Source organism: Variovorax durovernensis, from assembly GCF_977011995.1.
Map to the genome: position 1 here is coordinate 4,499,617 of NZ_CDRNCW010000001.1, position 22,733 is coordinate 4,522,349.

The following is a 22,733-nucleotide window of genomic DNA, read 5'->3' on the forward strand; positions in this document are numbered from 1 at the left end:
CCTCAGTGGGTGTGCGTGGCGGAGCTCTTGCCCTGCTCCGACTTCACGACGAAGCTGCCGGTGGCGGCATAGGCCGCGCCGGGTTTCAGGCCGCTGGTGATCTCGATGCGCTGGCCGTCGCTGCGCCCGGTCTGCACATGCTGCGGCACGAAGCCGCCGGGCACGCGCAGGAACACGGTGGGCTTGTCTTCCACGGTCTGCACCGCCTCGGCCGACACGGTCACGGGCGCGTCCACTTCGGAGGCCACGAGCTCGACATTCACGAACAGCCCCGGGCGCCAGACGCGCTGCGGGTTGGTCAGCGTGACGCGCGCGGTGGCGGTGCGCGTCTGCGCGCCGATGAGCGAACCCACGTAAGACACCTTGCCCGTTGCGGTCTGGCCCAGGGCGCTGGAGCGGATGCTCACCGGCTCGCCGATGCGCACCAGGTTCAGGTTGTTGGCCGCCACGCTGATCTCGGCCCATACCGTCGACAGGTCGGAGATGGTGAACACGTTGACCGCCTCGCCCACCGATTCGCCGAGCGAGATGTGCTTTTCGACCACCATGCCGTCGAAGGGCGCGCGCAGCTCGTAGCGGCCCAGCGCCGACGAAGACGGCGTGGCGCCCAGCGCCAGCAGCTTCTGGTTGGCGTTGGCCACGGCGATCTGCGCTTCCTGCATCGCCTGCTGCGCCTGCAGGTAGTCCTGCTCGGGCGAGATCTTTTCCTCCCAGAGCTTCTTCTCGCGCTCGTAGGTGGTGCGCGCCAGCGCGAGCCGGCGCTGCGCCGACTGCAGCTCGCTGCGCTGCTCCGACAGCGCCGGGCTCGAAATCACCGCCAGCACCTGTCCGCGCTTGACCTCCTGGCCCAGGTTGGCCGACACGCTGTCGACCACGCCCGCCACACGCGGCACCACGTGAGCCGTGCGGTCTTCGTTGAACTTGATCTCGCCGGGCAACTGCAGCGACGACTTGATGCGCGCGGGGCCCGCGCTTTCGATGGTCATGTCGGCGGCCTTGATCTGCGCGTCGGTGAAGCCGATCTTTTCTTCCTCTTCCTCGTGACCGGCGGGTTCCTTTTTCGCTTCTTGCTTGCCTTCCTCGTGGTGCTCGTTGTCGGCGTGGCCCTTGGCTTCGCCGTGGCTGTGGTCGTGGTCCTTGGCCTCTTCCTTGGCTTCCGGCTTGCCGTGGGCCTTGCCTTCTTCGTGATGTTCGCCGTCGCCATGGCCGGCCTCTTCCGAATGGCCGGCGGCCTCGGGCTTGGCGGGTGCGGAGCGAAGAATCATCGCGCCGGCGCCGAGCCCCACGACGAGGACGACGATGATGGCCATCCACTGCTTCTTGCCCACGCGTTCTGCGAAAGAGCCGCGGTTTTCTGTGTTCATGATCTGTTGCCTTCCTTGTCAGCGCGCCACGGGCGCCGCGGGTGTCATGGGGGAGATGTCGTCGCCTTCGTTGCCGAGCAGCCGGTCGAGTTCGCCGGCCGCGCGGTGCGCGTCGGCCAGCGCGAGCAGGTACTGCGCGCGCACCTGGAACAGCGTGCGTTGGGCATCCAGCGCTTCCAGGAAGCTGAACTTGCCCAGTTCGAAGCCCTTGGTCGCGGCCTTGTAGGCGGTCTCGGCGCCGGGCAGCGCGTCGTGCTGCAGCGTCTGGGCGGTGGCGCGCGCGGAGCGCAGGCGTTCGGTGGCCTGCGCCACCTCGGTGCCCAGTTGCAGCTCGGCGGCGGCGAGGTCGTCGCGCGCCTTCTCCTCGCGGCTCAGGGCCTCGGCCACGTTGCCGCGGTTGGTGTCGAAGATGGGCAGCGGCACCGACAGGCCCACCACCACCTGGTTGCGCCGGTTGCCGCCGACTTCGCCGTCGGAAGCCGGCACGCGCTTGGCGCCGAGCGACACGGTCACGTCGGGAATGCGCTTGGCCTGCTCCAGGTCGGACAGTGCCTTGCGCCGTTCGACCTCGAGCCGCGCCTGCACCACCACGGGTGCCGCGGCGAGGCGCACGCCCAGGTCTTGCGCTGGCGCCATAGCGGGCAACTGGTCGATCGCGCCCTCCACCTGCGTGAAGCGCGGATCGGGGTTGCCCCACAGCGCGGCCAGTTGCTGGCGGGCCGAGCGCAGCGTGCCTTCGGCCTGCAGCAGCTCCACGCGCGCACCGGCCTCGGCCACGCGCGCCCTGGTTTCTTCCAGTGGCGACACCTTGCCGGCGGCCACGCGGTTGGTGGCCGCGCGGGTCGCGGTCTGCGCGAGGCCCACGGAATCCTGCGCGAGCCGCAGGCGCTCCTGCGCGGTCAGCACGTCGAAGAAGGCGGTGACGGTCGCGGCGCGGATCTCGGCGCGGCGCCCCGCCAGTGCCGACGCGGCCTGGTCGCGCGCACGCTCGGCGGCCGTCACGCGGGCAGAGCGCTTGCCGCCGAGCTCGATCGGCTGGCTCAGCTGCAAGGTGGTGGTGCGGTTGTCGCGGCGCAGGTCTTCCAGCTGCGCGTCGAGCGTGGGGTTGGGCCAGGCGCCGGCCTGCACGATGGCGGCCTCGGTGGCGTCCTGCTCGCGCGACGCGGCGGCAAGGCCGGGGTTGGCGCGCAGTGCCATCGCGACGGCGCTGCGCAGGGTCAGGGGGCCCGCAGGCTCCAGTGTCCTGGTGGCCGCGCGCGAAGACGCCTGCGGCGAAGCTGACGAGGAACCGGCCGGGGCCGGAACGGACGGCGTGACTTGTTGTGAATATGCCGGGGGCACCGCCATGGCCAATGCGGCCAGCGGCACGAAGAGCGTGCGCATCGAATTCTCCTGGGTTGCGAAACAACGGACGGACGAATTCGGCGAGAGCTCAGCTGATGGTGTGGATCAGAAGTTGTGGATGTTCTCTCGCCGAATCAGAGGGCGAGAGACCAGTCGGGACGGACCGGAACGTCGGAGATGTGCGAATCGAAGCGCTCGGCCGCCATGACGCGCAGCGGCTGTGCGGTGCGCCGTGCGGACAGCACGGGCTCGGGCGCGCCTTCGACGTGCTGTGCGTAGCCGGAATGGCAGACCGCGCAGTCGCCGATGACGGCGTTGGGCTGGGTGCTGGAGTTCTTCTGCGCGCCCTCGCCGCTGTGGCTGCGGTCGGTGCCGCGGTTTTCGTGCTCGTGGTGGCCCCAGTGCCCGGGCTGCGTGTCGCGCTCGTGCTGGCAATAGGCTGACGCCGCCGCCCAGCTGAGCTGGAACGGAAGCAGGAACAGCATGAGGATCAGGAACCAGCGGCGCATGGAGCAAAAAGTATATCGGGGGCCTGTGGCAAGGCTTTCGGCAATGCCCTTGCGGTGTGCATGCGCTGCGGAATGTATGACACCAGGTCGGGTGTTTGTCCGTCAATAGGATTACCAAAACGTAACCAGGGCAGCGTAAGTGCTTCGTTACTATTCGGTAATGCGAATTCTTGTCATCGAAGACGAGCCCAAACTGGGCGACTACCTGAAAAAGGGGCTCGAAGAGAACGGATACGTGGTCGATATTGCCCGCGACGGTATCGAGGGGAAGTACCTCGCCACCGAGGGAGACTACGCACTGGTTCTGCTCGATGTGATGCTGCCTGGCATCGACGGCTTTGCCGTCCTGCAGGCCATACGGCGCACCAGGAACGTGCCGGTGCTGGTGCTCACGGCGCGCGACAAGGTCGAAGACCGCGTGCAGGGCCTGCAGCAAGGGGCGGACGACTACCTCGTCAAGCCGTTCTCGTTTTCGGAGCTGCTGGCGCGGGTGCAGGCGCTGCTGCGCCGGGGCAAGCCGCAGGAATCGACCACGCTGCGGCTGGCCGACCTGGAGCTGGACCTCATCAGCCGCAAGTGCTTTCGCAACCGCGCACGACTCGACCTCACAGCCAAGGAATTCACGCTGCTGGTGGTGCTGCTGCGACGGCGCGGCCAGATCCTGTCGCGCACCACGCTTGCCGAGCAGGTGTGGGACATGAACTTCGACAGCGACACCAACGTGGTGGAAGTGGCCATCCGCCGCCTGCGCAGCAAGCTCGACGACCCGTTCGACGTGAAGCTGCTGCATACGGTGCGCGGCATGGGCTACGTTCTCGAAGACCGCTCCTGGGCATGAGCCAGCCCCCAGGCCGGCCGCACTCCATCCAGAGCCGGCTGTCGCTCTGGATCGCCGCGCAGACCCTGTTCGGGCTCAGCGTGATCTGCCTTGCCATCTACCTCGTCACCGCCTGGAACTTCGGGCAGAAGCAGGAAGAGGAACTCGATCACAAGGCCGTGCTGGTGCAACACCTGCTCAAAGAGGCCGAGAAAGGCGGCGACCTGCCCTTCCTGCGGCACAAGCTCGACGACTTCTTCTCGATGCAGGACGACGTGACGCTGTCGATCTCGCACGCGGGCCAGACGCTGTTCCAGTCCACGCCCGCGCTCGGCGGGCTCTGGATGCTGCGCGACATCGAGGTGCCATGGACGCAGGGCGCCACCAGCACGCAGCTGTCGGTGCAGATCGGCGTGAACACCGCGCAGGAAGCGCGGCTGCTGCGGCGCCTTGCCTGGACGCTGCTGGGCGCGGTGGTACTGGGCACGGCGCTGGTCTCGTTCACCGGCATGTGGCTGGTGCGGCGCGGGCTGCGTCCGCTCAAGCGGCTGGCCGAGAGCACCGCGGCCATGGCGCCGGACAAGGCCAACCGGCCGATCGACGCCATGGACTTCGCCGAGGAGCTGCGCCCCTGGATCACGCAGTTCAACGCCCTGCTGCTGCGGGTGCAGCGTGCCTACGTGCAGCTGGAGTCGTTCAACGCCGACGTTGCGCACGAGTTGCGCACGCCGCTGGCCAACCTGATCGGCTCCACCGAACTCGCGCTGACCCGCCAGCGCAGCAACGAGGAGCTGCAGGCCGTGCTCGCGTCCAACCTCGAAGAGATCGGCCGGCTCTCGGGCATCGTCACCGACATGCTGTTTCTCTCCCAGGCCGAGCGCGGCACGCCGATGCGTACGCGCGCGGTGACGAGCCTGGCCGTGCAGGCCGCCGACGTGATCGACTTCTACGACGCCATGCTGGAAGAAGCCGGCCTGCGCGCCGAGGTGGCGGGCGACGCCATGGCCGACGTGGACGCCGCGCTGATACGGCGCGCGCTGTTCAACCTGCTGGGCAACGCCATCCGCTTCGCGACGCCGGCCTCGGTCATCCGCATCGAGATAGCCCAGGACAGCGAGGAATTCACCATCGCGGTGGTCAACCGCGGCGAACCCATCGACCCTGCCGCGCTGCCGCGCCTGTTCGAGCGCTTCTACCGTGCCGCCCAGGCGCGCGACGGCTCCACCCGGCACCACGGCCTGGGGCTGTCGATCGTAGAGGCCATTGCGCGCATGCACGGCGGGCGGGTGTTCGCGGCCAGCCAGGGCGGCGAGACGCGCATCGGGTTCACGCTGCAGCGCTGAGCCATCAAGGCTTGGCGGGCGCCGCATCGGCCACGGCAGGCGCCCGGCGGCCGATGAACAGGTTGATCAGCGGTCCCGTCATGGCGGTGGTCACCAGCGCCATGACCAGCAGCATCGTGAACAGCTCTGGGCCGATGAGGCCGGCGTCCAGGCCGATCTTCATGACGATCAGCTCCATCAGCCCGCGCGCATTCATCAGCGAGCCCGTGGCCAGGCTGTCGCGCCAGCCGTAGCCAGCCATGCGGGCACCGACCGCGCCGCCGGCGATCTTGCCGAAGGCGGCCACGCCCAGGATCAGCATCATGGCGCCGAAGCCCGCCCCCGAGAACGCGTTGGACGTGGTGCCAAGCCCGGCCAGCGCAAAGAACAACGGCATCAGCACGACGATGGAAATCGGCTCGATGCGCTCGCTCAGCGACTTCAGCAGCCGGTCGTCGCGCGGCAGGCAGGCGCCGAACAGGAAAGCGCCGAACACCGCGTGCAGGTGCAGCCACTCGGTAGCCAGGGCCGTGACCAGCAGGCCGATCATCAGCGAGGCCATCACGGTGGTCGAGGGCTCGCCCTCGGGCGCCTTGGTGCGCAACAGCCACGCGAAGGCCGGCTTGAGCCCGAAGAACAGCACGCACAGCACCACGGCCATGCCCACGGTGGTCTTGAGCAGGCCCTGGTAGCCCTCGCCCGCCCCCACCAGCGCCACCACGAAGGCCAGCAGGATCCAAGCGAACACGTCGACCACGGCGGCGGCGCCGAGCGACAGCTGCCCGAAGGGCGTGCGGGTCATGCCGCGATCCTTGAGGATGCGCGCCATCACCGGGAATGCCGTGATCGACAGCGCCGCCGCCATGAACAGCGCGAACGGCCAGAAGCCCACACCGGCAGGCGCCAGCGTCGGGTAGAGGGCCGGCGAGATCGCGATGCCCAGCGCCAGCGGCACGACCACGCTCAGCACGCCCACGTAGCCCGCCGAACGCAACTGCTCGCGCACGCCCTTGGAAGCCCGCAGCTCCAGGCCAACCACGAACATGAAAAGCACCAGCCCGAGCGTCGACAGCGACGACAGCCCCTGCAGCGAGGCCTTGGAGAACAGCTGCGCATGCAGCGACGGAAACAGCGCCCCGAAGACCACCGGCCCCAGCATCAGGCCGGCGGCCATCTCGCCCACCACGCTGGGCTGCCCGACGTGGCGGAGAACCCAGCCGCAGACGCGCGCAGTGGTCAGGATGACGATGAGTTGCAGCAGCAGGGAAGTTGCGGACATGGCGTAGCGATAACTTGGAAGCCGACGGAATTGCGGCCCATGTTAGTGCCAGCCAATGATCGGCTCAACCCGGCTGCGCGCTCACTTGGGTACGCGCATCAGGCGCAGCCCGTTCGCCACCACGAGCAGGCTCGCCCCCATGTCCGCGAACACCGCCATCCACATGGTCGCGCTGCCGAACACCGCGAGCACGAAGAACACGGCCTTGATGCCGAGCGCCAGCGTGATGTTCTGCCACAGCACCGAGTGCGCGCGGCGCGACAGGCGGATGGTCTCGGGAATGCGGCGCAGGTCGTCGTTCATGATGACCACGTCGGCCGCTTCCATGGCGGTGTCGGTGCCCGCGCCGCCCATGGCGAAGCCGATGTCGGCCTGTGCCAGTGCGGGTGCGTCGTTGATGCCGTCGCCGGTCATGGCGGCTGCGCCGTAGCGCTGCTGCATGGCCTTGATGGCGTCGAGCTTTTCCTCGGGCAGCAGGTTGCCGCGCACGTCGTCGATGCCGGCGTGGGCGCCGATGGTCTTTGCCGTGGCGGTGTTGTCGCCGGTGAGCATCACGGGCGTCACGCCCAGCGCGCGCAGGTCGGCCACCGCCGCCTGCGACGATTCCTTGATGGTGTCGGCCACCGCGAACAGCGCGAACACCGCCTTGTCAGATGCCAGCAGCGTGACGGTGCGGCCCGCCTCTTCATGCCGCTTGAGCTCGGCTTCGAGCGCCGGCGAGCACAGCCCGCGCTCCTCGATCAGGCGATGGTTGCCGAGCACATAGGCCTGGCCCGCCAGCGTGGCACCCACCCCGCGGCCGGGCAGCGCGGTGAAGTCGGCGACCTCTTGCCTTTGGCTCTTCAGGCCCTCGGCAATGGCCTTCGAGACCGGGTGGTCGGAGCGGCCCGCGATGCTGGCGGCCACCGCGAACACGACGGCTTCGTTGCCCGATGCATCCACCAGCACCGACTCGACCAGCTTGGGCTTGCCTTCGGTGATGGTGCCGGTCTTGTCGAGCGCAATCGCCTTGAGCTTGCGCGCCTCTTCGAGGTACGTGCCGCCCTTGATGAGAATGCCGCGCCGCGCGGCCGAGGCCAGCGCGCTCACGACGGTGACCGGCGTGGAGATGACCAGCGCGCACGGGCATGCAATGACCAGCAGCACCAGCGCCTTGTAGACCGACTGCATCCACGTCCAGTCCATGAACAGCGGCGTGAGCACCGCCACGGCCAGCGCCAGCACGAAGACCGTGGGCGTGTAGATGGCCGCGAACTTGTCGACGAAGCGCTGAGTGGGTGCGCGCGAGCCTTGCGCCTCTTCGACCGCGTGGATGATGCGCGCGAGCGTGGTGTTCGACGCCACCGCCGTCACGCGGAACTCCAGCGCGGCGGTCTGGTTGATGGTGCCCGCGAACACCGGGTCGCCCACGGTCTTGTCGACGGGAATGCTCTCGCCGGTGACGGGCGCCTGGTCGATGGCGCTGGTGCCCTCGGTGACCACACCGTCGAGCGGCACGCGCTCGCCGGGGCGGATGCGCGCCACGGCTCCCAGCGCAACGGTGTTGGCCATCACCGTCTGCCAGCTGCCGTCGGCCTGCTTGACCTCCGCCTGCTCGGGCGCAAGCGCCAGCAGGCTCTGGATGGCGTTGCGTGCGCGGTCCACGGCGCGCGCCTCGATCAGCTCGGCAATGGCGTAGAGCGCCATCACCATCGCGGCTTCGGGCCACTGACCGATGATGAAGGCGCCGGTCACGGCCACCGCCATCAGGGCGTTGATGTTCAGGCGCCCGCGCACCAGCGCGGCAAAGCCCTTCTTGTAAGTGTCCAGGCCGGCCAGCCCGATGGCGCCAAGGGCGAGCGCGATTTCCACGGCCTTGAAGCCCATGCCGTCCAGCGCCATGAACGAGATCGACTCGGCAGCCACCGCCAGCACCAGCGCCGCGATCAGGCGCACGAGGCCCATGTTCATGCCGGCGATCTGCGCGGGTGCCGCGGCAGCCTGTGTGCCCGATGCGGGGCCGCCCGCCGCATTCAGCGGCTCCGGCTTGAAGCCGGCCTTGCGGATGGCGGCCAGTGCCTCGGGCAGCGCGCCGTCTTCGGTGGTGATGGCCATGGTGCGCTCGCCGAGGCGAAAGCGCAGGGCCTTGACGCCCGCCACCGGCTCCAGCGCGCGGCGGATTTCAGACTCTTCCACCGCGCAGTCCATGGTGGGAATGCGGAAGAGCAAGGCGCCCTTCGGCACATCGGCGGTATTTGCCGCGAATGGAATCGCGCCGCCGTGGCTGCCGCCGCCGCAGCACGCGTCTTCGGCATGGTCATGGCTGTGGCTATGGCCGTGGTCATCGCCATGCGAATGAGGATGGGCGTGCGGCACGGGCCGGGTCAGAGCGTTTTCGTTCGTCATGGAATCGATTGGAAACCCTGAAGCAGGTGTAGAGTCAAACGCTCTTTTCCACTCGTTCATTTGCCGCATCATGAAAATCGGTGAGCTGGCCAAGGTTGCGAACACCCCCGTCGAAACCATCCGCTACTACGAGCGCGAGCAACTTCTGCCCGAGCCCGCGCGCACCGACGGCAACTACCGCATCTACGACGAAGACCATGCCCAGCGCCTGGGCTTCATCCGCCGCTGCCGCTCGCTCGACATGACGCTCGACGAGATCCGCAGCCTGCTCAAATTCCGCGACGCCCCGCAGGAAGACTGCGGCCAGGTCAACCAGCTGCTCGACGACCACATAGGCCACGTGGCCGCGCGCATCGCCGAGCTGAAGACGCTGGAAAAGCAATTGAAGGCGCTGCGCCAGCAATGCGGCGGGCCGGAGTCGGCAAGCAACTGCGGCATCCTGCAGGAGCTGGACACCGCAGCGCTCGCGCCCGAGACCTTCGGGCAGCACGCGGGGCATGTGCACGGCGCGTTGCACGCGCCGGCCAAGCGCGCCGCCTGAAGCGACGGACTTACTTGCCGATCAGCTGCGTGAGCTTCTCGGCCTCGAAGCACTCGTCGCGGGCCGCGTCGCCCGGCACGCAGTCCTTGGTGGTGCCGGAGCGGTCCGACAGCTTCTCGATGGCCTGCCACAGCAGCGCAATCTGGTGCTCCTGGCTCGATGCGTTGTCGATCAGGCTGCGCATGGCCTGGCTCAGCGGGTCGTCTTCCTGCGTGATGCCGTAGGCCGAAAACTTCTGCGGCGCGGCCACGTCGGCGCTTTCGCCGGCCTTCGACGGGATGATGCGCGCGGGAATGCCCACCGCCGTCGCGCCCGCGGGCACCGGCTTGATGACCACCGCATTGCTGCCGATCTTGGCGCCGTCGCCCACGACGAAGCCGCCCAGCACCTTGGCCCCGGCGCTCACCACCACGTTGCGGCCCAGCGTCGGATGCCGCTTGGTGCCCTTGTAGAGAGAGGTGCCGCCCAAGGTCACGCCCTGGTAGATGGTGCAGCCGTCGCCGATTTCGGCGGTCTCGCCGACCACCACGCCCATCGCATGGTCGAAGAACACCCGCTCGCCGATCTTGGCGGCAGGATGGATCTCGATGCCCGTCATCCAGCGCGCCCAGTGCGCGATGAAGCGCGCCGGCCACTTGAAGCCGTGGGTCCAACAGGCGTGCGCCCAACGGTGCAGCACCACGGCATGGAAGCCGGGGTAGACCGTGATCACTTCCCAGGCGCTGCGGGCGGCCGGGTCGCGTTCGAGGATGCACCGGATGTCGGCGCGCAGTCGAGAGAACATCGCTGCCTTTTGTCGTTATATCTATATGGGGCGGGCAGTCTATAGCCCGCCGCCATCGCTTACGGGCGATAAGGTTTTATTCGGGCAGGGAGCCGCGAGGCGGCTTGGTCGCGTCGCTCATGGCCTTGGCGATGCCGCGCAGGATGTGGATCTCTTCGGGCGTGGGCTGGGCCCGGTTGAACAGCTGCTGCAGCCGCGGCATGAGCTTCTTGGGCGCCTCGGGGTCGAGAAAGCCGATGTCCACCAGCGAGCGCTCCCAGTGGTCGAGCATGCCGGCCACGGCCTGCGCGTCGGCCGCCTGCACCGGGTTGACGGCCTCGCGCACTTCGTAGCCGCCCAGCGCCAGCCGCCATTCGTAGGCGATCACCTGGATGGCCGCGCCCAGGTTGAGCGAGCCGAATTTCGGGTCGGTCGGGATGGTCAGGGCCACATTGCACCGGTAGACGTCCTCGTTCCGCATGCCGAAACGCTCGGAGCCGAACAGGAAGGCGACGTGCTGGTCTCCCTGTTGGGCCAGGGGCTCCAGGTGCTCTCTAGGTGTACGGGTGGGCGGGCCGAAGTCGCGCGGGATCATGGCCGTGGCGCACAGGTGGGTCACGCCGTCGAGGGCTTCGTCCAGCGTTTCGACGATGCGGGCGTTGGTCAGCACGTCGAGCGCGCCGCTCGCGCGCTGGATGGTTTCCTCGCGCCGCAGCACGTTGGCCCAGCGGGGAGCCACCAGCACGAGGTCGGAGAAGCCCATGGTCTTCATGGCGCGGGCGGCGGCGCCCACATTGCCGGCGTGGCTGGTCTGGATCAGGATGAAACGGGTGCGCATGGCGGGTTCGGGAGACACGGAACGGCGGAGCCGGTAAAATGCCCCGATTCTCGCTGCCCGCATCGCCGGGCCGTCTCCGGGGCCTCCCCACCGTTCTTCTCACAATCCAATGTCGTCCCCCAACCTGCATCCCATGCTCAACGTGGCCGTCAAGGCCGCACGCGCCGCCGGCGCGATCATCAACCGCGCTGCCCTCGACGTCGAGGCCGTGCGCATTTCGCAGAAGCAGGTCAACGACTTCGTCACCGAAGTCGATCACGCGAGCGAGCAAGCGATCATCGAGACGCTGCTCGGCGCTTATCCGGGGCACGGCATCCTGGCCGAAGAATCGGGCACCGAGCATGGCGCCAAGGACTCCGACTACGTCTGGATCATCGATCCGCTCGACGGCACCACCAATTTCATCCACGGTTTCCCCGTTTACTGCGTGTCGATCGCGCTGTCTGTGCGCGGCAAGATCGAGCAGGCCGTGGTGTACGACCCCAGCCGCAACGACCTGTTCACCGCCACCAAGGGCCGCGGCGCCTACATGAACGAGCGCCGCATCCGCGTGTCCAAGCGCACCAAGCTCACCGAGTGCCTGATTTCCACCGGCTTCCCGTTCCGCACCGGCGACAACTTCAAGCAGTACCTGGCCATCATGGCGGACATGATGCCCCGCATGGCCGGCCTGCGCCGCCCCGGCGCGGCGGCCCTGGACCTGGCCTACGTGGCCGCAGGCTTCACGGACGGCTTCTTCGAAACCGGCCTGAACCCCTGGGACGTGGCCGCCGGTTCGCTGCTGGTCACCGAAGCCGGTGGCCTGATCGGCAACTTCACGGGCGAGCCCGAATTTCTCGAACAGCGCGAATGCCTGGCTGCCGCACCGCGCATCTACGGCCAGCTGGTGCCGCTGCTCGCCAAGTACTCCAAGTTCGCCAACGTCGACGACAAGCTGCGCGCCAGCGACCGCATGCGCGCCGTGTCGGCCTCGACCAAGTCGAACCCCGACGACGCGTCGGTCGACCTCTATGCCCGCAGCACGGTGGTCGATTTCGCGGACGAAACCGCTGAAGGCGACAAGCCCGCCGTGGCCGCCCCTGCCGCGCCGCGCAAGCTCACGCGCGTACGCCGCGACGCCGCTCCCGCCGCCGGAGCGCCCTCCGAGGGCGACGCTTCCGCCAAGTGACGATGCTGGGGCCCCGAGCCGCCCACCGGGTTCGCGCCGCTCTGCGCATTGCGCTGAGCCACTATGTCGCGAGCGGGCTCACCGTGGCGCTCGGGCTGCTGTTCATCTCGGGCGGCATCCACCTGTGGCTGGGCACCCTGGCGGCCTCCACGGCCGCCACCGGCGTGATCGTCACCGCGCCGCCCGACCTGCCCGGCCCGCGCCGCGGCAAGTTCTTCCAGATGCTGCCGGCGCCGCTTATCGGCCTGCCGCTCTTCTTTGCGGTGCAGATACTGCACACCGCCCCCATCCGCCTCGGGCTGCTGCTGGTGCCCGCCACCTTCATGGCCTTCCTGGCCATGGCCTGGGGCAAGCGGGGCATCCCGATCGCCATTGCGGTGATGTTCTCGATGATCTTCTCCATGGCCACGCAGACGCCGCGCGACATGGCAGATGCACTCGAGCGCACCTGGCATTTCGGGCTGGGCGCCGGCCTCTACGTGATCTGGGCCACGCTCGCCAACCTGCTGCTCAACGGGCGCTTTCGTACCCAGTCGATGGCCGACGTGCTGTATTCGCTGGCCGCGCTGATGCGCACCGAGGCGGGCCAGTTCCTGCCGCACGACGACACCCGCGACGTGCGCGACACCCCCGCACCGCTGCTCGGCCAGTTGCTGCGCGAACAGGCCGCGCTGGCCGACCAGTTGCAGGCCACGCGCGACATCGTGCTCGAATCGCCCCGCACGCCGCGCCGACAGCGGCTGGCCGCCATGCTGGTGATCGTGCTCGAAATGCGCGACCAGTTGCTCGCGAGCGAGCTCGACCTCGACACCCTGCGCGCCCACCCCGCGCATGCCGCGGCGCTCATCGAAATGCGCCAGGTGCTCGAAGAACTCGCCGACGAGACCATCGCGCTGGCCGATGCGCTGCTGATGCGCCGCCATCCCCCCGCCGTGGCGGACCGGCGCCCGCGGCTCGCGGCCATTCACGTGTCGGCCGACGACAGCGCCAACGGCGGTGGCCACATCGGCCCCACCGCCGCCATGCTGGCGCGCGGGCTGGCCAGCCGCATCGGCCACATCAACGACGAGGTGCTGCGCCTGTCGGCCATGGCCCGCGGCGACGTCGAGCCCAACCTTGCGGTGGTGCGCGCCAACTGGCAGATGTTCGTGAGCCCGACCGACTGGTCGTGGCGCCCTTTCTTCACGCTGTGGCGCTGGGACCAGCCGCCGCTGCGCCACGCCATCCGCGCGTCGCTGGCCATCGCTGCCGGCTATGCCATTGCGGTGTCGATGCCGTGGGGTTCGCACGATTACTGGATTTTGCTGACCATCGTGGTCGTGCTGCGCGGCAGCCTCTCGCAGACGCTGGAGCGGCGCAACGCGCGCGTGGCCGGCACGCTGCTGGGCTGCGTGCTCGCGGTGGGGCTGCTGTCGGCGCATCCGTCGGCGCTGGCGCTGCTGGCCATCGTGACCGTGGCGCAGGCCATTGCGCACAGCTTCGCGGTGCGGCGCTATCTCATCACCGCCGTGGCCGCCACCGTGCTGGGCCTGGTGCAGGCCCACATGCTGAACGTGGGCGTGGCGCCCATCTTCGCGCTGTTCGAGCGCATTGCCGACACGCTCATCGGCGCCGCGCTGGCCTGGGGCTTCTGCTACGTGCTGCCGTCATGGGAGCGCACGCAGCTTCCGGCGCTGGTGGCGCGCGTGCTCACGGCGCAGGCCCGCCATGCGCGCCTGGCGCTCGGCCTGGGCCAATTGCAGGCCATCGACAGCAGCCCTGAACTCGAATGGCGGCTCGCGCGCCGCGAGGCCTACGACAGCCTCTCGGCGCTGGTGCAGGCCACGCAGCGTTCGCTCTCCGAACCGCGCGCGGTGCAGCCGCCCTTGGAGCCGCTCGAACACCTGCAGGCCCACAGCTACCAATTGCTCGCGCAACTGAGCGCGGTCAAATCGATGCTCGTGCTGCGGCGCGACCGCCTCACGCCGGGCGAGGTCGAGGGCCCCATCAGCCGCACCGCGCAAAGAATCGAAGCCGCCATCGGAACTACACCGACCACCGGCCCCTCTCACCCCGAGAGCGCCGGCTCCACCACCGTCGGCGGCCCGATCCCCCTGCCCGACCCGTTCGACAACGACATCAGCCCCTGGCTGCTGCGCCGCCTCGATCTGGCCACGGCACTTGCCACGCAGCTGCGCGACGACGCGGCCCGCATTCTTCAACCACTGAACGAAACCACAGCACAAGCAAAGACGACCACCGCCTGATGATCAAAGAGATACTCGCCCACCCCTGGTTCGGCACATGGATTGCCGCCCTGATCGCAGTTCCCCTTTCTCTTCTCGCGCACCGTATCGGCGGCCTTGTGTTGAGGCGGATCACCCGCCCCGCCCCGACGATCCATTCGATGGTGGTCAGCTGCAATTCCGCGGCGCGGGTCGTGCTGCCGCTGCTGGCGCTCAACGTGGTGTGGCAGGGCGCGCCTGATGACCTTCACTTCATCGGCAACGTGCGGCATTTCACGGGGCTGCTGCTGATCGCCTCGACCACCTGGCTCGCGGTCAGGGCCATCAGCGGTTTCGCCGAAGGCGTGCTCGCGCAGAACCCCTCGGACGTGGCCGACAACCTGCATGCGCGCCGCGTGCTCACCCAGACCCGCGTGCTCGCGCGCACCGCCATGACGGTGGTGCTGGTGGCCGGCGGCGCGATGATGCTCATGACTTTCCCCGGCGCGCGCCAGGTGGGCGCCAGCCTGCTGGCTTCCGCCGGCGTGATCGGCATCGTGGCCGGTCTTGCGGCCAAGCCGGTGTTCAGCAACCTCATCGCCGGCCTGCAGATAGCGCTGGCGCAGCCGATCCGCATCGACGACGTGCTGGTGGTCGAAGGCGAATGGGGCCGCGTCGAGGAGATCACCGGCACTTTCGTCGTCATCAAGATCTGGGACGAGCGCCGGCTGATCCTGCCGCTCACCTACTTCATCGAAAAGCCGTTCCAGAACTGGACGCGCCACTCGTCGCAGCTGCTGGGCGCGGTGTTCATCTACGCCGACTACGGCATGCCGCTCGCGCCGCTGCGGGAAGAGGTCGAGCGCATCGTGAAGTCTTCGCCCGAATGGGACGGCCGCTTCTTCAACCTGCGCGTGACGGACGCCACCGAACGCACCATGCAGATCCGCGTGCTTTGCACCGCCGCCACCTCGGGCCTGGCCTTCGACCTGCGCTGCAACGTGCGCGAAGGGCTGATCGACTTCATGCAGCGCGAGTACCCGCAGTTCCTGCCCAAGATGCGCATCGAAAGCGAAGGCACGCAGGAGCAGGCCTACGCGGCTCCCGCAGTTCCCACCGCACGCTGATCGGCCAGCCCGGCCGGCGCCTGCACCGCGCGCGCCGGAATCGGCACCGACATGACGATCGACGTGCGCGTCTCGCCCAGGTGGTTGATGCTGCCGACGAAGCTCTCCAGATGCTCGATGTCGCGCGCGATCACCTTCATCACGTACGAGTCCTGCCCCGTCACGTGCAGGCATTCGAGCACTTCGGGCTTGCCCTCGAGCAGCTTCAGCAGCCGTGGCTTGTCTGGCTGCAGCGTGGTGATGCCGACCAGCGCCGTCACCGTGTAGCCCACCTTGCGCGGCGGCACCACGGCGCGATAGCCCTCCAGCACACCGGCCTCTTCCAGCCGCTTCACGCGCTCCGACGTCGACGGCACCGACAGGCCGACCTGCCGCGCCAGCGAGGTGAGCGAGGTTCGCGCGTCCTCTTGAAGCACGTCGAGGATCTGCCAGTTCTTGCTGTCGATTTCCATGGATTTCAGGCGTGAGTGAGGCGCAGGCTTCCGATTTCAGGCCAACGGGCCGATCGGCCTGCGCTTCGCCATTCTCTACAGCGGGGCGGCTCGGGACAATTGCCGGATGGATTCCGCACTCTTCCTCAAGTCCCTAGTCATCGGCCTTTCGATTGCCGCGCCGGTCGGCCCCATCGGCCTGCTGTGCATCCAGCGCACGCTCGCGCACGGCCGCCTCATCGGCTTCATGAGCGGCCTTGGCGCCGCGCTGGCGGATGCGTTCTACGGCGCAATCGGCGCGCTGGGTGTATCCGCCGTCATTGCCACGATGATGGCGGCGCGCGTGCCGCTGGCGCTGGGCGGCGCGGCGTTCCTCGCGTGGATGGGCGTGCAGTTGCTGCGCGCGCCCGCCGCCACCAAGGCACGCGATGCCGCTGACGCGACCACGCCGCTGAAGGCGATGCTGTCGGTGTTCCTGCTGACGCTGGCCAATCCGATGACCATCCTGTCTTTCATTGCGGTGTTCGCTTCCATCGCCACCGGCCACGTGAGCGGCGCGCCGGCCGCCGCAACCATGGTGCTCGGCGTGTTCCTCGGCTCCGCGCTGTGGTGGCTAGGGCTTTCGAGCGCGGTGTCGATAGTGCGGCACCGACTCAGCGACAGGGCCATGCAGGGCATCAACCGGTTTTCAGGCGTGGTGCTGGTGGGCTTTGCGGCGTATCAGCTCTCGACGCTGTTCATGCGCTGAGTCTTGCGCATCGACGGCAGCTCGAGCAGCGTGAACGCACGCAGCAGCCATTCGACCGGGCCATAGGCAAAGCGCTCCATCCACCAGCGGCTCAGCAGCAGTTGCACCGCGAAGATCGAGAACGCAAACGCGAAGCTGGCGAGCGGGCCTACCGAACCCATCAGCCGCAACCCGTAAGCCAGGAAGATCCACGCGCACACCAGCGACTGCAGCAGGTAGTTGGAGAGCGCCATTCGCCCCGCCGGCGCGAGCCATGCGACAAGCGCCCGCCCGCGCGGCGTCTGGAACAGCAGCACCAGCCCCGACGCATAGGCGGCGGTCAGGAAAGGCGCGGTGAGCAGGCCGAGCGCAAGGCCGATGACCTCGCGGCCGCCGCTGTCGCTGTTGCGCATGGTCGAGAGGCCATAGAACATGGCACCCGGCACGCCGATGAGCAGCCCGCAGAAAAACAGGCGCTCGAACAACGTGCGATGCGCGCCGGCATTCGCCAGCAAGCCGCGCCGCCCGGCGATGAAGCCCGCCAGGAACATCGCCAGCGCCGTCGGTGCCTGCGCGAATGCGAGCACCACCCACACCTGCGCCAGCTCGCGCACATGCTGGGCGATGACCGTGGCCGGCGTGCCCCGGTAGGCGTGCAGCGCCGCCACGGCTTCGGCATAGAGGCTGCGCGTGTCGGCATCGACACCCGCGCGCGTCATCAAGAAACCAAGGCTGGCCCACAGCAGCGATGTGAGCAGCACCAGGCTCACCGCGCAGAACGCCATGACGCCGTCGCCGCGCCGCCGCAGCAACAGCAGCACGCCACCGATCACCGCGTAAGTCGTGAGGATGTCGCCGTGGTACAGCACCACCGCATGCAGCAGGCCCAGCACCCACAGCCCCACCAGGCGCCGAAGCATGCGCGGCGCAAAAGGCTTGCCGTCGCGCTCGGCCGACTGCATCTGCAGGGTGAAGCTGTAGCCGAACAGGAACGAGAACAGCAGGTAGAACTTGGTTTCGAACAGGAAGGAGCGCGCGAACAGCGCCGCGCGCTCCACCGCCGTCTGAGCCATCGGGTCGGGCACGCCCATGCCGTAGAACGGCGACGAGAAGGTCGCGATGTTCACCACCAGGATGCCGAGCAGCGCGAAGCCGCGCAGTGCATCGACCAGCGACTGGCGCTCGTGCAACGGAGCCACCGTGCTCATGCCGCCTCCACCGGTCGCCGGCCCACGATGGGTTTGCGCTTCTGCACGATGCCGTGGATGGTTTCCATCAGCAGGCGGGCGCCCTCGCCCGGCTCGCTGTTGCGCCGCACCGTGAGCCCCACCGGGCCTTCGGTGCTGGTGGTGTCGATGGCCACGCGCTTGAGCTCGCCGCGCGCCAGAAAACCTTCGACCGCCCCCTGCGGCGCGAACCACACCGCGTCGGAGCGCTGCAGCAGCCCGATGGCGAAGCTGGTGTCGGTCGCTTCCACCAGCCGGTTGGGCAAGGCCACGCCCTGCGCGATGAGAAAGGCGTCCGCCGTGTGACGGATCAGCGAGCCCGACACCGGCAGCACCAGCGGATAGCCGGCCAGCGCATCGAGCGCCAGCTTGCGCCGCGAAGCCAGCGGATGCCCCGGCCGCACCACCAGCAGCAAGGGCTCGCTGTAGAGATGCTCGAACGCAAGGTCGGCCATGGCCGAGGCCTGCGCGAGGCGGCCCAGCACGAGGTCGATTTCGCCCTGGCGCAGCTGCGTCATCAGCTGCGCGTTGATGCCGCTGACCACCCGCACGCGCAGCGCCGGATGCGAGGCATGCAGCAAGGCGACCGCCTCCGGCAGCAGGTTGGCCACCATGTTGGGCAGCGCGCCGACGGCCACGTGCAACTGGTCGGCCTCGGGCATGTCCATGGCCAGGCCCAGGCCTTCGCTCAGCCCGCGCAGCGCCGAGACGGCATGGCGCACCAGCACCTCGGCGGCCGGCGTGAGCTCGACACCGCGACGGCGCCGCAGCAGCAGCGGACGGCCGATGATTTCTTCAAGCTCCGCCACGGTCTTGGACACCGCCGGCTGCGTGAGCGACAGCGCCTTGGCGGCGCGCACCAGGTTGCGCTCCTGCGCCACCATCACCAGGCATTGCAGGTGGCGCAGCTTCAGGCGCGCAAAGTTCATGGCTGACATCGGGTTTCTCTCTGGGAGACGGGCTTTGAAATATAACCAGTCGGAATACCTGGCAGAAGAGCTTTCAGTTGTGCCGGCCTTGCCTCCGCCCTAGAGTTGCCTCAGACAAGGAGACAAGCCAAGACATGACCACCGCTTTCAAGAACGCCCTGGGCGGCGCGCGCCGCCGCTTTGCCGCGGCCGCCGCCTGCGCGGCGCTGCTGCCCCTGGGCTTCTGCGCCACGGCGGCGCAGGCAGCCGACGCCCCATACCCCACCAAGGCGGTGAAGCTGCTCACCAACTTTCCGGCGGGCGGCCCCATCGACATCCTTGGCCGCGCGCTGGCAGATGCGCTGCAGAAAGACCTGAAGCAGCCCTTCATCGTCGACAACCGCCCCGGCGCGGGCGGCAACATCGGCGCCGACCTGGTGGCCAAGAGCCCGGCCGACGGCTACACGGTGCTGCTGGGCATCGACACCACCTTCACCATCAACCCGCACCTCTATGCGTCGATGCCGTTCGCGGCCAAGGACCTGAAGCCGCTGATGATCTTCAGCTCGTCGGGCCTGAGCTTTGGCGTGGCGGGCAACGTGAAGGCGAAGACGCTGCCCGAGTTCATCGCGCAGGCCAAGGCCGAGCCCGCCACTTTCAGTTCTGCCGGCAACGGCAGCCCCGGCCACATCGCCGCCGAGATCTTCGCGAACGAGACCGGCGCCAAGATCACGCACGTGCCCTACAAGGGCAACGCGCCGGCGGTGCTGGCGCTGATGGGCGACGAAGTGCAGGCAGGCATCCTCGCCACGCCGGGGCTGCTGCCGCAGGTGCAGTCGGGCAAGCTGCGCGCGCTGGCCGTGACCGGCCGCCAGCGCTCGCCCCTGCTGCCGCAGGTGCCCACCGTGGGCGAACTGGGGCTGAAGAACCTGGAGTTCGAGGTGCTCTACCTCGCGATGGTGCCTGCCGCCACGCCCGAGCCCGTGATGCAGACGCTGCGCGCGTCATTGCAGAAGGCAATGGCGCTGCCCGAGGTCAAGTCGCGCCTTGCCACGCTCGACATGGTGCCGCTCGGAGAAACCGGCACCGCCGCCAGCGACCACCTGGCCGCCAGCCTTGCGCGCTACGGCCGCATCGTCAAGGCCACGGGCATGAAGGTCGACTGAACAGGGCAGGAGCGCCACACCTGGGTAAACCAGGGCAATGGTTGATTTGAACAATCGAATGCAGCGTCTTCAGAATCGTCCGCAACCGCGGACCTCGCGGTCACACTCATTGGCCATTGCCTGAAACGACAAGGACCTGCACATCATGCTGCCGACCCACTCCCTCACCCGCCGCGCCACCCACCGCCTCGTCGGCATGCTGGCTGTAGCCGGCTTCACGGCGGCCTTTGCCACCGGTGCCGCCGCCCAGGCCAAGCTCGACACCCCGCTGCACATCGTGGTCGGCTATGCGCCCGGCGGCGCCACCGATCGCGTGGCGCGCGTGGTGGCCGACAAGCTCGGCACCAAGCTGGGCGTGGCGGTGATCGTCGACAACAAGCCCGGCGCGGGTGGCCGCCTAGCAGCGCAGCAGGTGAAAGTGACGCCGGCCAACCAGAACGTGCTGATGCTCGCCAACCCCGCCGTCATGGTGGTGGCGCCGCTGGTCTTCAAGGACAACAACTACGACCCCGACCGCGACTTCGTGCCCGTGTCGCACGTCAACGACTACGACTTCGCACTCGCCGTGTCGCCCACCCTGCCGGTGCGCGAACTGAACCACCTGCTCGCATGGATGCGCGCCAACCCCGCCCAGGCCAACGTGGGCGTGCCCGCCACCGGCAGCCTGCCGCACTTCTTCGGGCTCATGGTGGGCGAGAAGGCCAAGGTGCCGACCCAGGTGATCGGCTACCGCGGCTCCGCGCCGCTGCTGAACGACCTGATCGGCGGACAGGTGCCCATTGCCGTCGACACCGAAGACGTGGTGCTGCCGCAGCACGCGGCGGGCAAGCTGCGCATCCTGGCGCTGTCGGGCGCCAAGCGCTCGCCGTTCGCGCCGAACATTCCCACCTTCAAGGAAGCCGGCCTCGACCTGTCCGCCACCGGCTGGAACACCTTCTTCGCGCCGACCACCATGCCCAAGGCCAAGGTCGAGCAACTGGCCACCGCCATCCGCGAAGTCATGCAAGACCCGGACACCCAACGCAAGTTCAAGGACTCCGGCATGACGCCGGTGGTCAGCACCCAGGCGCAGACCGTGGCCATGCTCAAGGCCTACCGCACGCAGTGGGCGCCCGTGGTCCAGAAGTCGGGCTATCAGCCCTGAAGAAGAACTCCAGGAGATATATGACCAGACCCAACATCATCTTCATAGTGGCCGACGACCTCGGCTATGCCGACCTGGGCTGCTACGGCGGCCGCGATGCCGCCTTCGGCCCCGTGTCGCCCGTGCTCGACGGCCTGGCCGCCAACGGCCTGAAGCTCACGCAGGGCTACGCCAACTCGCCCGTGTGCTCGCCCACTCGCTTCGGCATGATCACCGGCCGCTACCAGTACCGCCTGCGCGGCGCGGCCGAAGAGCCCATCAACAGCAAGAGCCGCGGCAGCACCACCCTGGGCCTGCCGACCGACCACCCCACCCTGCCCTCACTGCTGAAGGCCAGCGGCTACCAGACCGCGCTCATCGGCAAATGGCACCTGGGCTACCCGCCCAGCTTCGGGCCGCTGCGCTCGGGGTACGACGAGTTCTTCGGGCCCATGTCGGGCGGGGTCGACTACTTCACGCACTGCGACTCCACAGGCCGCCACGACCTGTGGTTTGGCGAAGAAGACAAGGTCGAAGAGGGCTACCTCACCGACATCCTCTCGAAGCGCGCAGTCGACTACGTCGACCGCATGGCAGAACTCCAGAAGAAAGAGGAAGCGCCCTTCTTCCTGAGCCTGCACTACACCGCGCCCCACTGGCCGTGGGAAACCCGCGACGACGCGGCCAAGGCGCCGAACATCAAGGACAACCTGTTCGACCTGGCCGGCGGCAACATTCATGTGTACCGCCGCATGATCCATCACATGGACGAAGGCATCGGCTGGATCATGGCCGCGCTGGAAAAGCACGGCATGGCCGACAACACCCTGGTGGTGTTCACCAGCGACAACGGCGGCGAACGCTTCTCCGACAACTGGCCGCTGGTGGGCGGCAAGATGGACCTGACCGAAGGCGGCATCCGCGTGCCATGGATCGCGCACTGGCCCGCCGTGATCGGCAAGGGCGGCGAGAGCACGCAGCTGTGCATGACCATGGACTGGTCGGCCACCATGCTCGAAGCGGCCGGCGTGGCGGCGCACCCGGACTATCCGCTGGATGGCGTCTCGCTGATGCCCGTGCTCAAGGACGCGTCGAAGAGCTTCCGCCGCCCGCTGCACTGGCGCATGAACCATCGTGGCCAGGAAGCGCTGCGCGACGGCGACTGGAAGTACCTGAAGGTGGACGGGAACGAGTACCTGTTCAACATCCCCGGGGATGAACGCGAGCGGGCGAATCTGGCGAAGAAGGAGCCTGAGAGGCTGGCTGCGATGCGGGCGGATTGGGCGGCTTGGAATGCGACGATGCCGGCTATTCCTGAGGATGCGACTGTTAGTTTGGGGTATTCGGTTGAGGATATGCCGCAGAGGTGAGCGACGACGGCACGGGCAAAACTTGACCACGTGATTCAGCAGTGCCGCTACTGCCGGTGCCTCGTCGATTGATTGCTCATACCGATTGCGACTGTTCAAGAAAGTAGGCGTTAAAGGCTCT

General features: G+C 68.2%; 20 protein-coding genes. 10 read left to right on the plus strand and 10 right to left on the minus strand.

Going from position 1 to position 22,733, the window contains the following annotated elements:
* Positions 1-2: 2 nt before the first annotated feature.
* From ACWV14_RS21435 to czcI, 3 genes are all read right to left on the minus strand, one after another.
* Entirely contained in the window at positions 3-1,364 is a 1,362-nt protein-coding gene (locus tag ACWV14_RS21435; RefSeq protein ID WP_454903593.1) for an efflux RND transporter periplasmic adaptor subunit, read from the minus strand.
* An 18-nt stretch (positions 1,365-1,382) separates the two neighbouring features.
* The gene (locus ACWV14_RS21440) at positions 1,383-2,747 is read right to left on the minus strand and encodes a TolC family protein (protein ID WP_454903595.1); all 1,365 of its coding nucleotides are present in this window, start codon (positions 2,745-2,747) and stop codon (positions 1,383-1,385) included.
* A 95-nt stretch (positions 2,748-2,842) separates the two neighbouring features.
* A complete protein-coding gene (czcI, locus tag ACWV14_RS21445; RefSeq protein WP_454903596.1) occupies positions 2,843-3,217 on the minus strand; it encodes a cation efflux protein, CzcI family in 375 nt (124 codons plus the stop codon).
* A 160-nt stretch (positions 3,218-3,377) separates the two neighbouring features.
* Between czcI and ACWV14_RS21450 the strand changes: the two genes are divergently transcribed.
* On the plus strand, positions 3,378-4,055 hold the full coding sequence (locus ACWV14_RS21450) for a heavy metal response regulator transcription factor (protein ID WP_422087380.1): 678 nt from the start codon (positions 3,378-3,380) through the stop codon (positions 4,053-4,055).
* Positions 4,052-5,377, plus strand: a complete 1,326-nt coding sequence (locus tag ACWV14_RS21455) for a heavy metal sensor histidine kinase (protein ID WP_454903597.1) — start codon at positions 4,052-4,054, stop codon at positions 5,375-5,377. Before ACWV14_RS21450 ends, ACWV14_RS21455 begins: the two co-directional genes overlap by 4 nt.
* Positions 5,378-5,381: 4 nt before the next feature.
* On the opposite strand, the gene ACWV14_RS21460 is transcribed toward ACWV14_RS21455, so the two are convergent.
* Together ACWV14_RS21460 and ACWV14_RS21465 are read right to left on the minus strand one after the other, a co-directional pair.
* Positions 5,382-6,635 (minus strand): cation:proton antiporter, encoded by a 1,254-nt coding sequence (locus ACWV14_RS21460; RefSeq protein WP_454903598.1) that lies wholly within the window; start codon positions 6,633-6,635, stop codon positions 5,382-5,384.
* 81 nt (positions 6,636-6,716) lie between these two features.
* Positions 6,717-9,020 carry a heavy metal translocating P-type ATPase gene (locus ACWV14_RS21465; RefSeq protein ID WP_454903599.1) on the minus strand — a complete coding sequence of 768 codons (2,304 nt, stop codon included), beginning with the start codon at positions 9,018-9,020 and terminating at the stop codon, positions 6,717-6,719.
* 70 nt (positions 9,021-9,090) lie between these two features.
* On the opposite strand from ACWV14_RS21465, the gene cadR reads away from it, so the two are divergent.
* Complete coding sequence (gene cadR / locus ACWV14_RS21470) at positions 9,091-9,561, plus strand: Cd(II)/Pb(II)-responsive transcriptional regulator (protein WP_422087384.1); 471 nt, start codon at positions 9,091-9,093, stop codon at positions 9,559-9,561.
* Positions 9,562-9,571: 10 nt separating this feature from the next.
* Here the strand turns inward: cadR and cysE are convergent, their stop codons facing one another.
* Together cysE and ACWV14_RS21480 are read right to left on the minus strand one after the other, a co-directional pair.
* Complete coding sequence (gene cysE, locus ACWV14_RS21475; RefSeq protein ID WP_454903601.1) at positions 9,572-10,345, minus strand: serine O-acetyltransferase; 774 nt, start codon at positions 10,343-10,345, stop codon at positions 9,572-9,574.
* A 76-nt stretch (positions 10,346-10,421) separates the two neighbouring features.
* A complete protein-coding gene (locus tag ACWV14_RS21480) occupies positions 10,422-11,162 on the minus strand; it encodes an RNA methyltransferase (RefSeq protein ID WP_454903602.1) in 741 nt (246 codons plus the stop codon).
* Between the two features lie 109 nt (positions 11,163-11,271).
* On the opposite strand from ACWV14_RS21480, the gene ACWV14_RS21485 reads away from it, so the two are divergent.
* Genes ACWV14_RS21485 through ACWV14_RS21495 form a run of 3 tightly spaced genes read left to right on the plus strand, consistent with a single transcriptional unit; the run spans position 11,272 to position 15,661 of the window.
* Positions 11,272-12,330, plus strand: a complete 1,059-nt coding sequence (locus tag ACWV14_RS21485) for an inositol monophosphatase family protein (RefSeq protein WP_454903604.1) — start codon at positions 11,272-11,274, stop codon at positions 12,328-12,330.
* A 2-nt stretch (positions 12,331-12,332) separates the two neighbouring features.
* On the plus strand, positions 12,333-14,576 hold the full coding sequence (locus ACWV14_RS21490; protein WP_454903606.1) for an FUSC family membrane protein: 2,244 nt from the start codon (positions 12,333-12,335) through the stop codon (positions 14,574-14,576).
* On the plus strand, positions 14,576-15,661 hold the full coding sequence (locus ACWV14_RS21495) for a mechanosensitive ion channel family protein (protein WP_422087389.1): 1,086 nt from the start codon (positions 14,576-14,578) through the stop codon (positions 15,659-15,661). The genes ACWV14_RS21490 and ACWV14_RS21495 overlap by 1 nt, the downstream gene beginning before the upstream one ends.
* Here ACWV14_RS21495 and ACWV14_RS21500 read toward each other — a convergent pair.
* Entirely contained in the window at positions 15,628-16,113 is a 486-nt protein-coding gene (locus ACWV14_RS21500) for an Lrp/AsnC family transcriptional regulator (protein WP_422087390.1), read from the minus strand. The genes ACWV14_RS21495 and ACWV14_RS21500 overlap by 34 nt on opposite strands.
* Before the next feature lie 106 nt (positions 16,114-16,219).
* Between ACWV14_RS21500 and ACWV14_RS21505 the strand changes: the two genes are divergently transcribed.
* Complete coding sequence (locus tag ACWV14_RS21505; RefSeq protein ID WP_454903609.1) at positions 16,220-16,840, plus strand: LysE family translocator; 621 nt, start codon at positions 16,220-16,222, stop codon at positions 16,838-16,840.
* Here ACWV14_RS21505 and ACWV14_RS21510 read toward each other — a convergent pair.
* Both ACWV14_RS21510 and pcaQ read right to left on the minus strand, forming a co-directional pair.
* A complete protein-coding gene (locus tag ACWV14_RS21510) occupies positions 16,813-18,027 on the minus strand; it encodes a DUF418 domain-containing protein (protein ID WP_454903610.1) in 1,215 nt (404 codons plus the stop codon). The two genes, ACWV14_RS21505 and ACWV14_RS21510, sit on opposite strands and share 28 nt — an antisense overlap.
* The gene (gene pcaQ, locus ACWV14_RS21515; RefSeq protein ID WP_454903612.1) at positions 18,024-18,983 is read right to left on the minus strand and encodes a pca operon transcription factor PcaQ; all 960 of its coding nucleotides are present in this window, start codon (positions 18,981-18,983) and stop codon (positions 18,024-18,026) included. Before pcaQ ends, ACWV14_RS21510 begins: the two co-directional genes overlap by 4 nt.
* A gap of 125 nt (positions 18,984-19,108) precedes the next feature.
* Between pcaQ and ACWV14_RS21520 the strand changes: the two genes are divergently transcribed.
* The 3 genes from ACWV14_RS21520 (at position 19,109) to ACWV14_RS21530 (ending at position 22,612) form a co-directional block, all read left to right on the plus strand.
* Positions 19,109-20,119: a Bug family tripartite tricarboxylate transporter substrate binding protein gene (locus tag ACWV14_RS21520; RefSeq protein ID WP_454903613.1), complete on the plus strand. Its 1,011-nt coding sequence runs from the start codon at positions 19,109-19,111 to the stop codon at positions 20,117-20,119.
* 145 nt (positions 20,120-20,264) lie between these two features.
* Positions 20,265-21,263 carry a Bug family tripartite tricarboxylate transporter substrate binding protein gene (locus ACWV14_RS21525; RefSeq protein ID WP_454903614.1) on the plus strand — a complete coding sequence of 333 codons (999 nt, stop codon included), beginning with the start codon at positions 20,265-20,267 and terminating at the stop codon, positions 21,261-21,263.
* A 20-nt stretch (positions 21,264-21,283) separates the two neighbouring features.
* A complete protein-coding gene (locus tag ACWV14_RS21530; protein WP_454903616.1) occupies positions 21,284-22,612 on the plus strand; it encodes a sulfatase family protein in 1,329 nt (442 codons plus the stop codon).
* Positions 22,613-22,733: the final 121 nt, after the last annotated feature.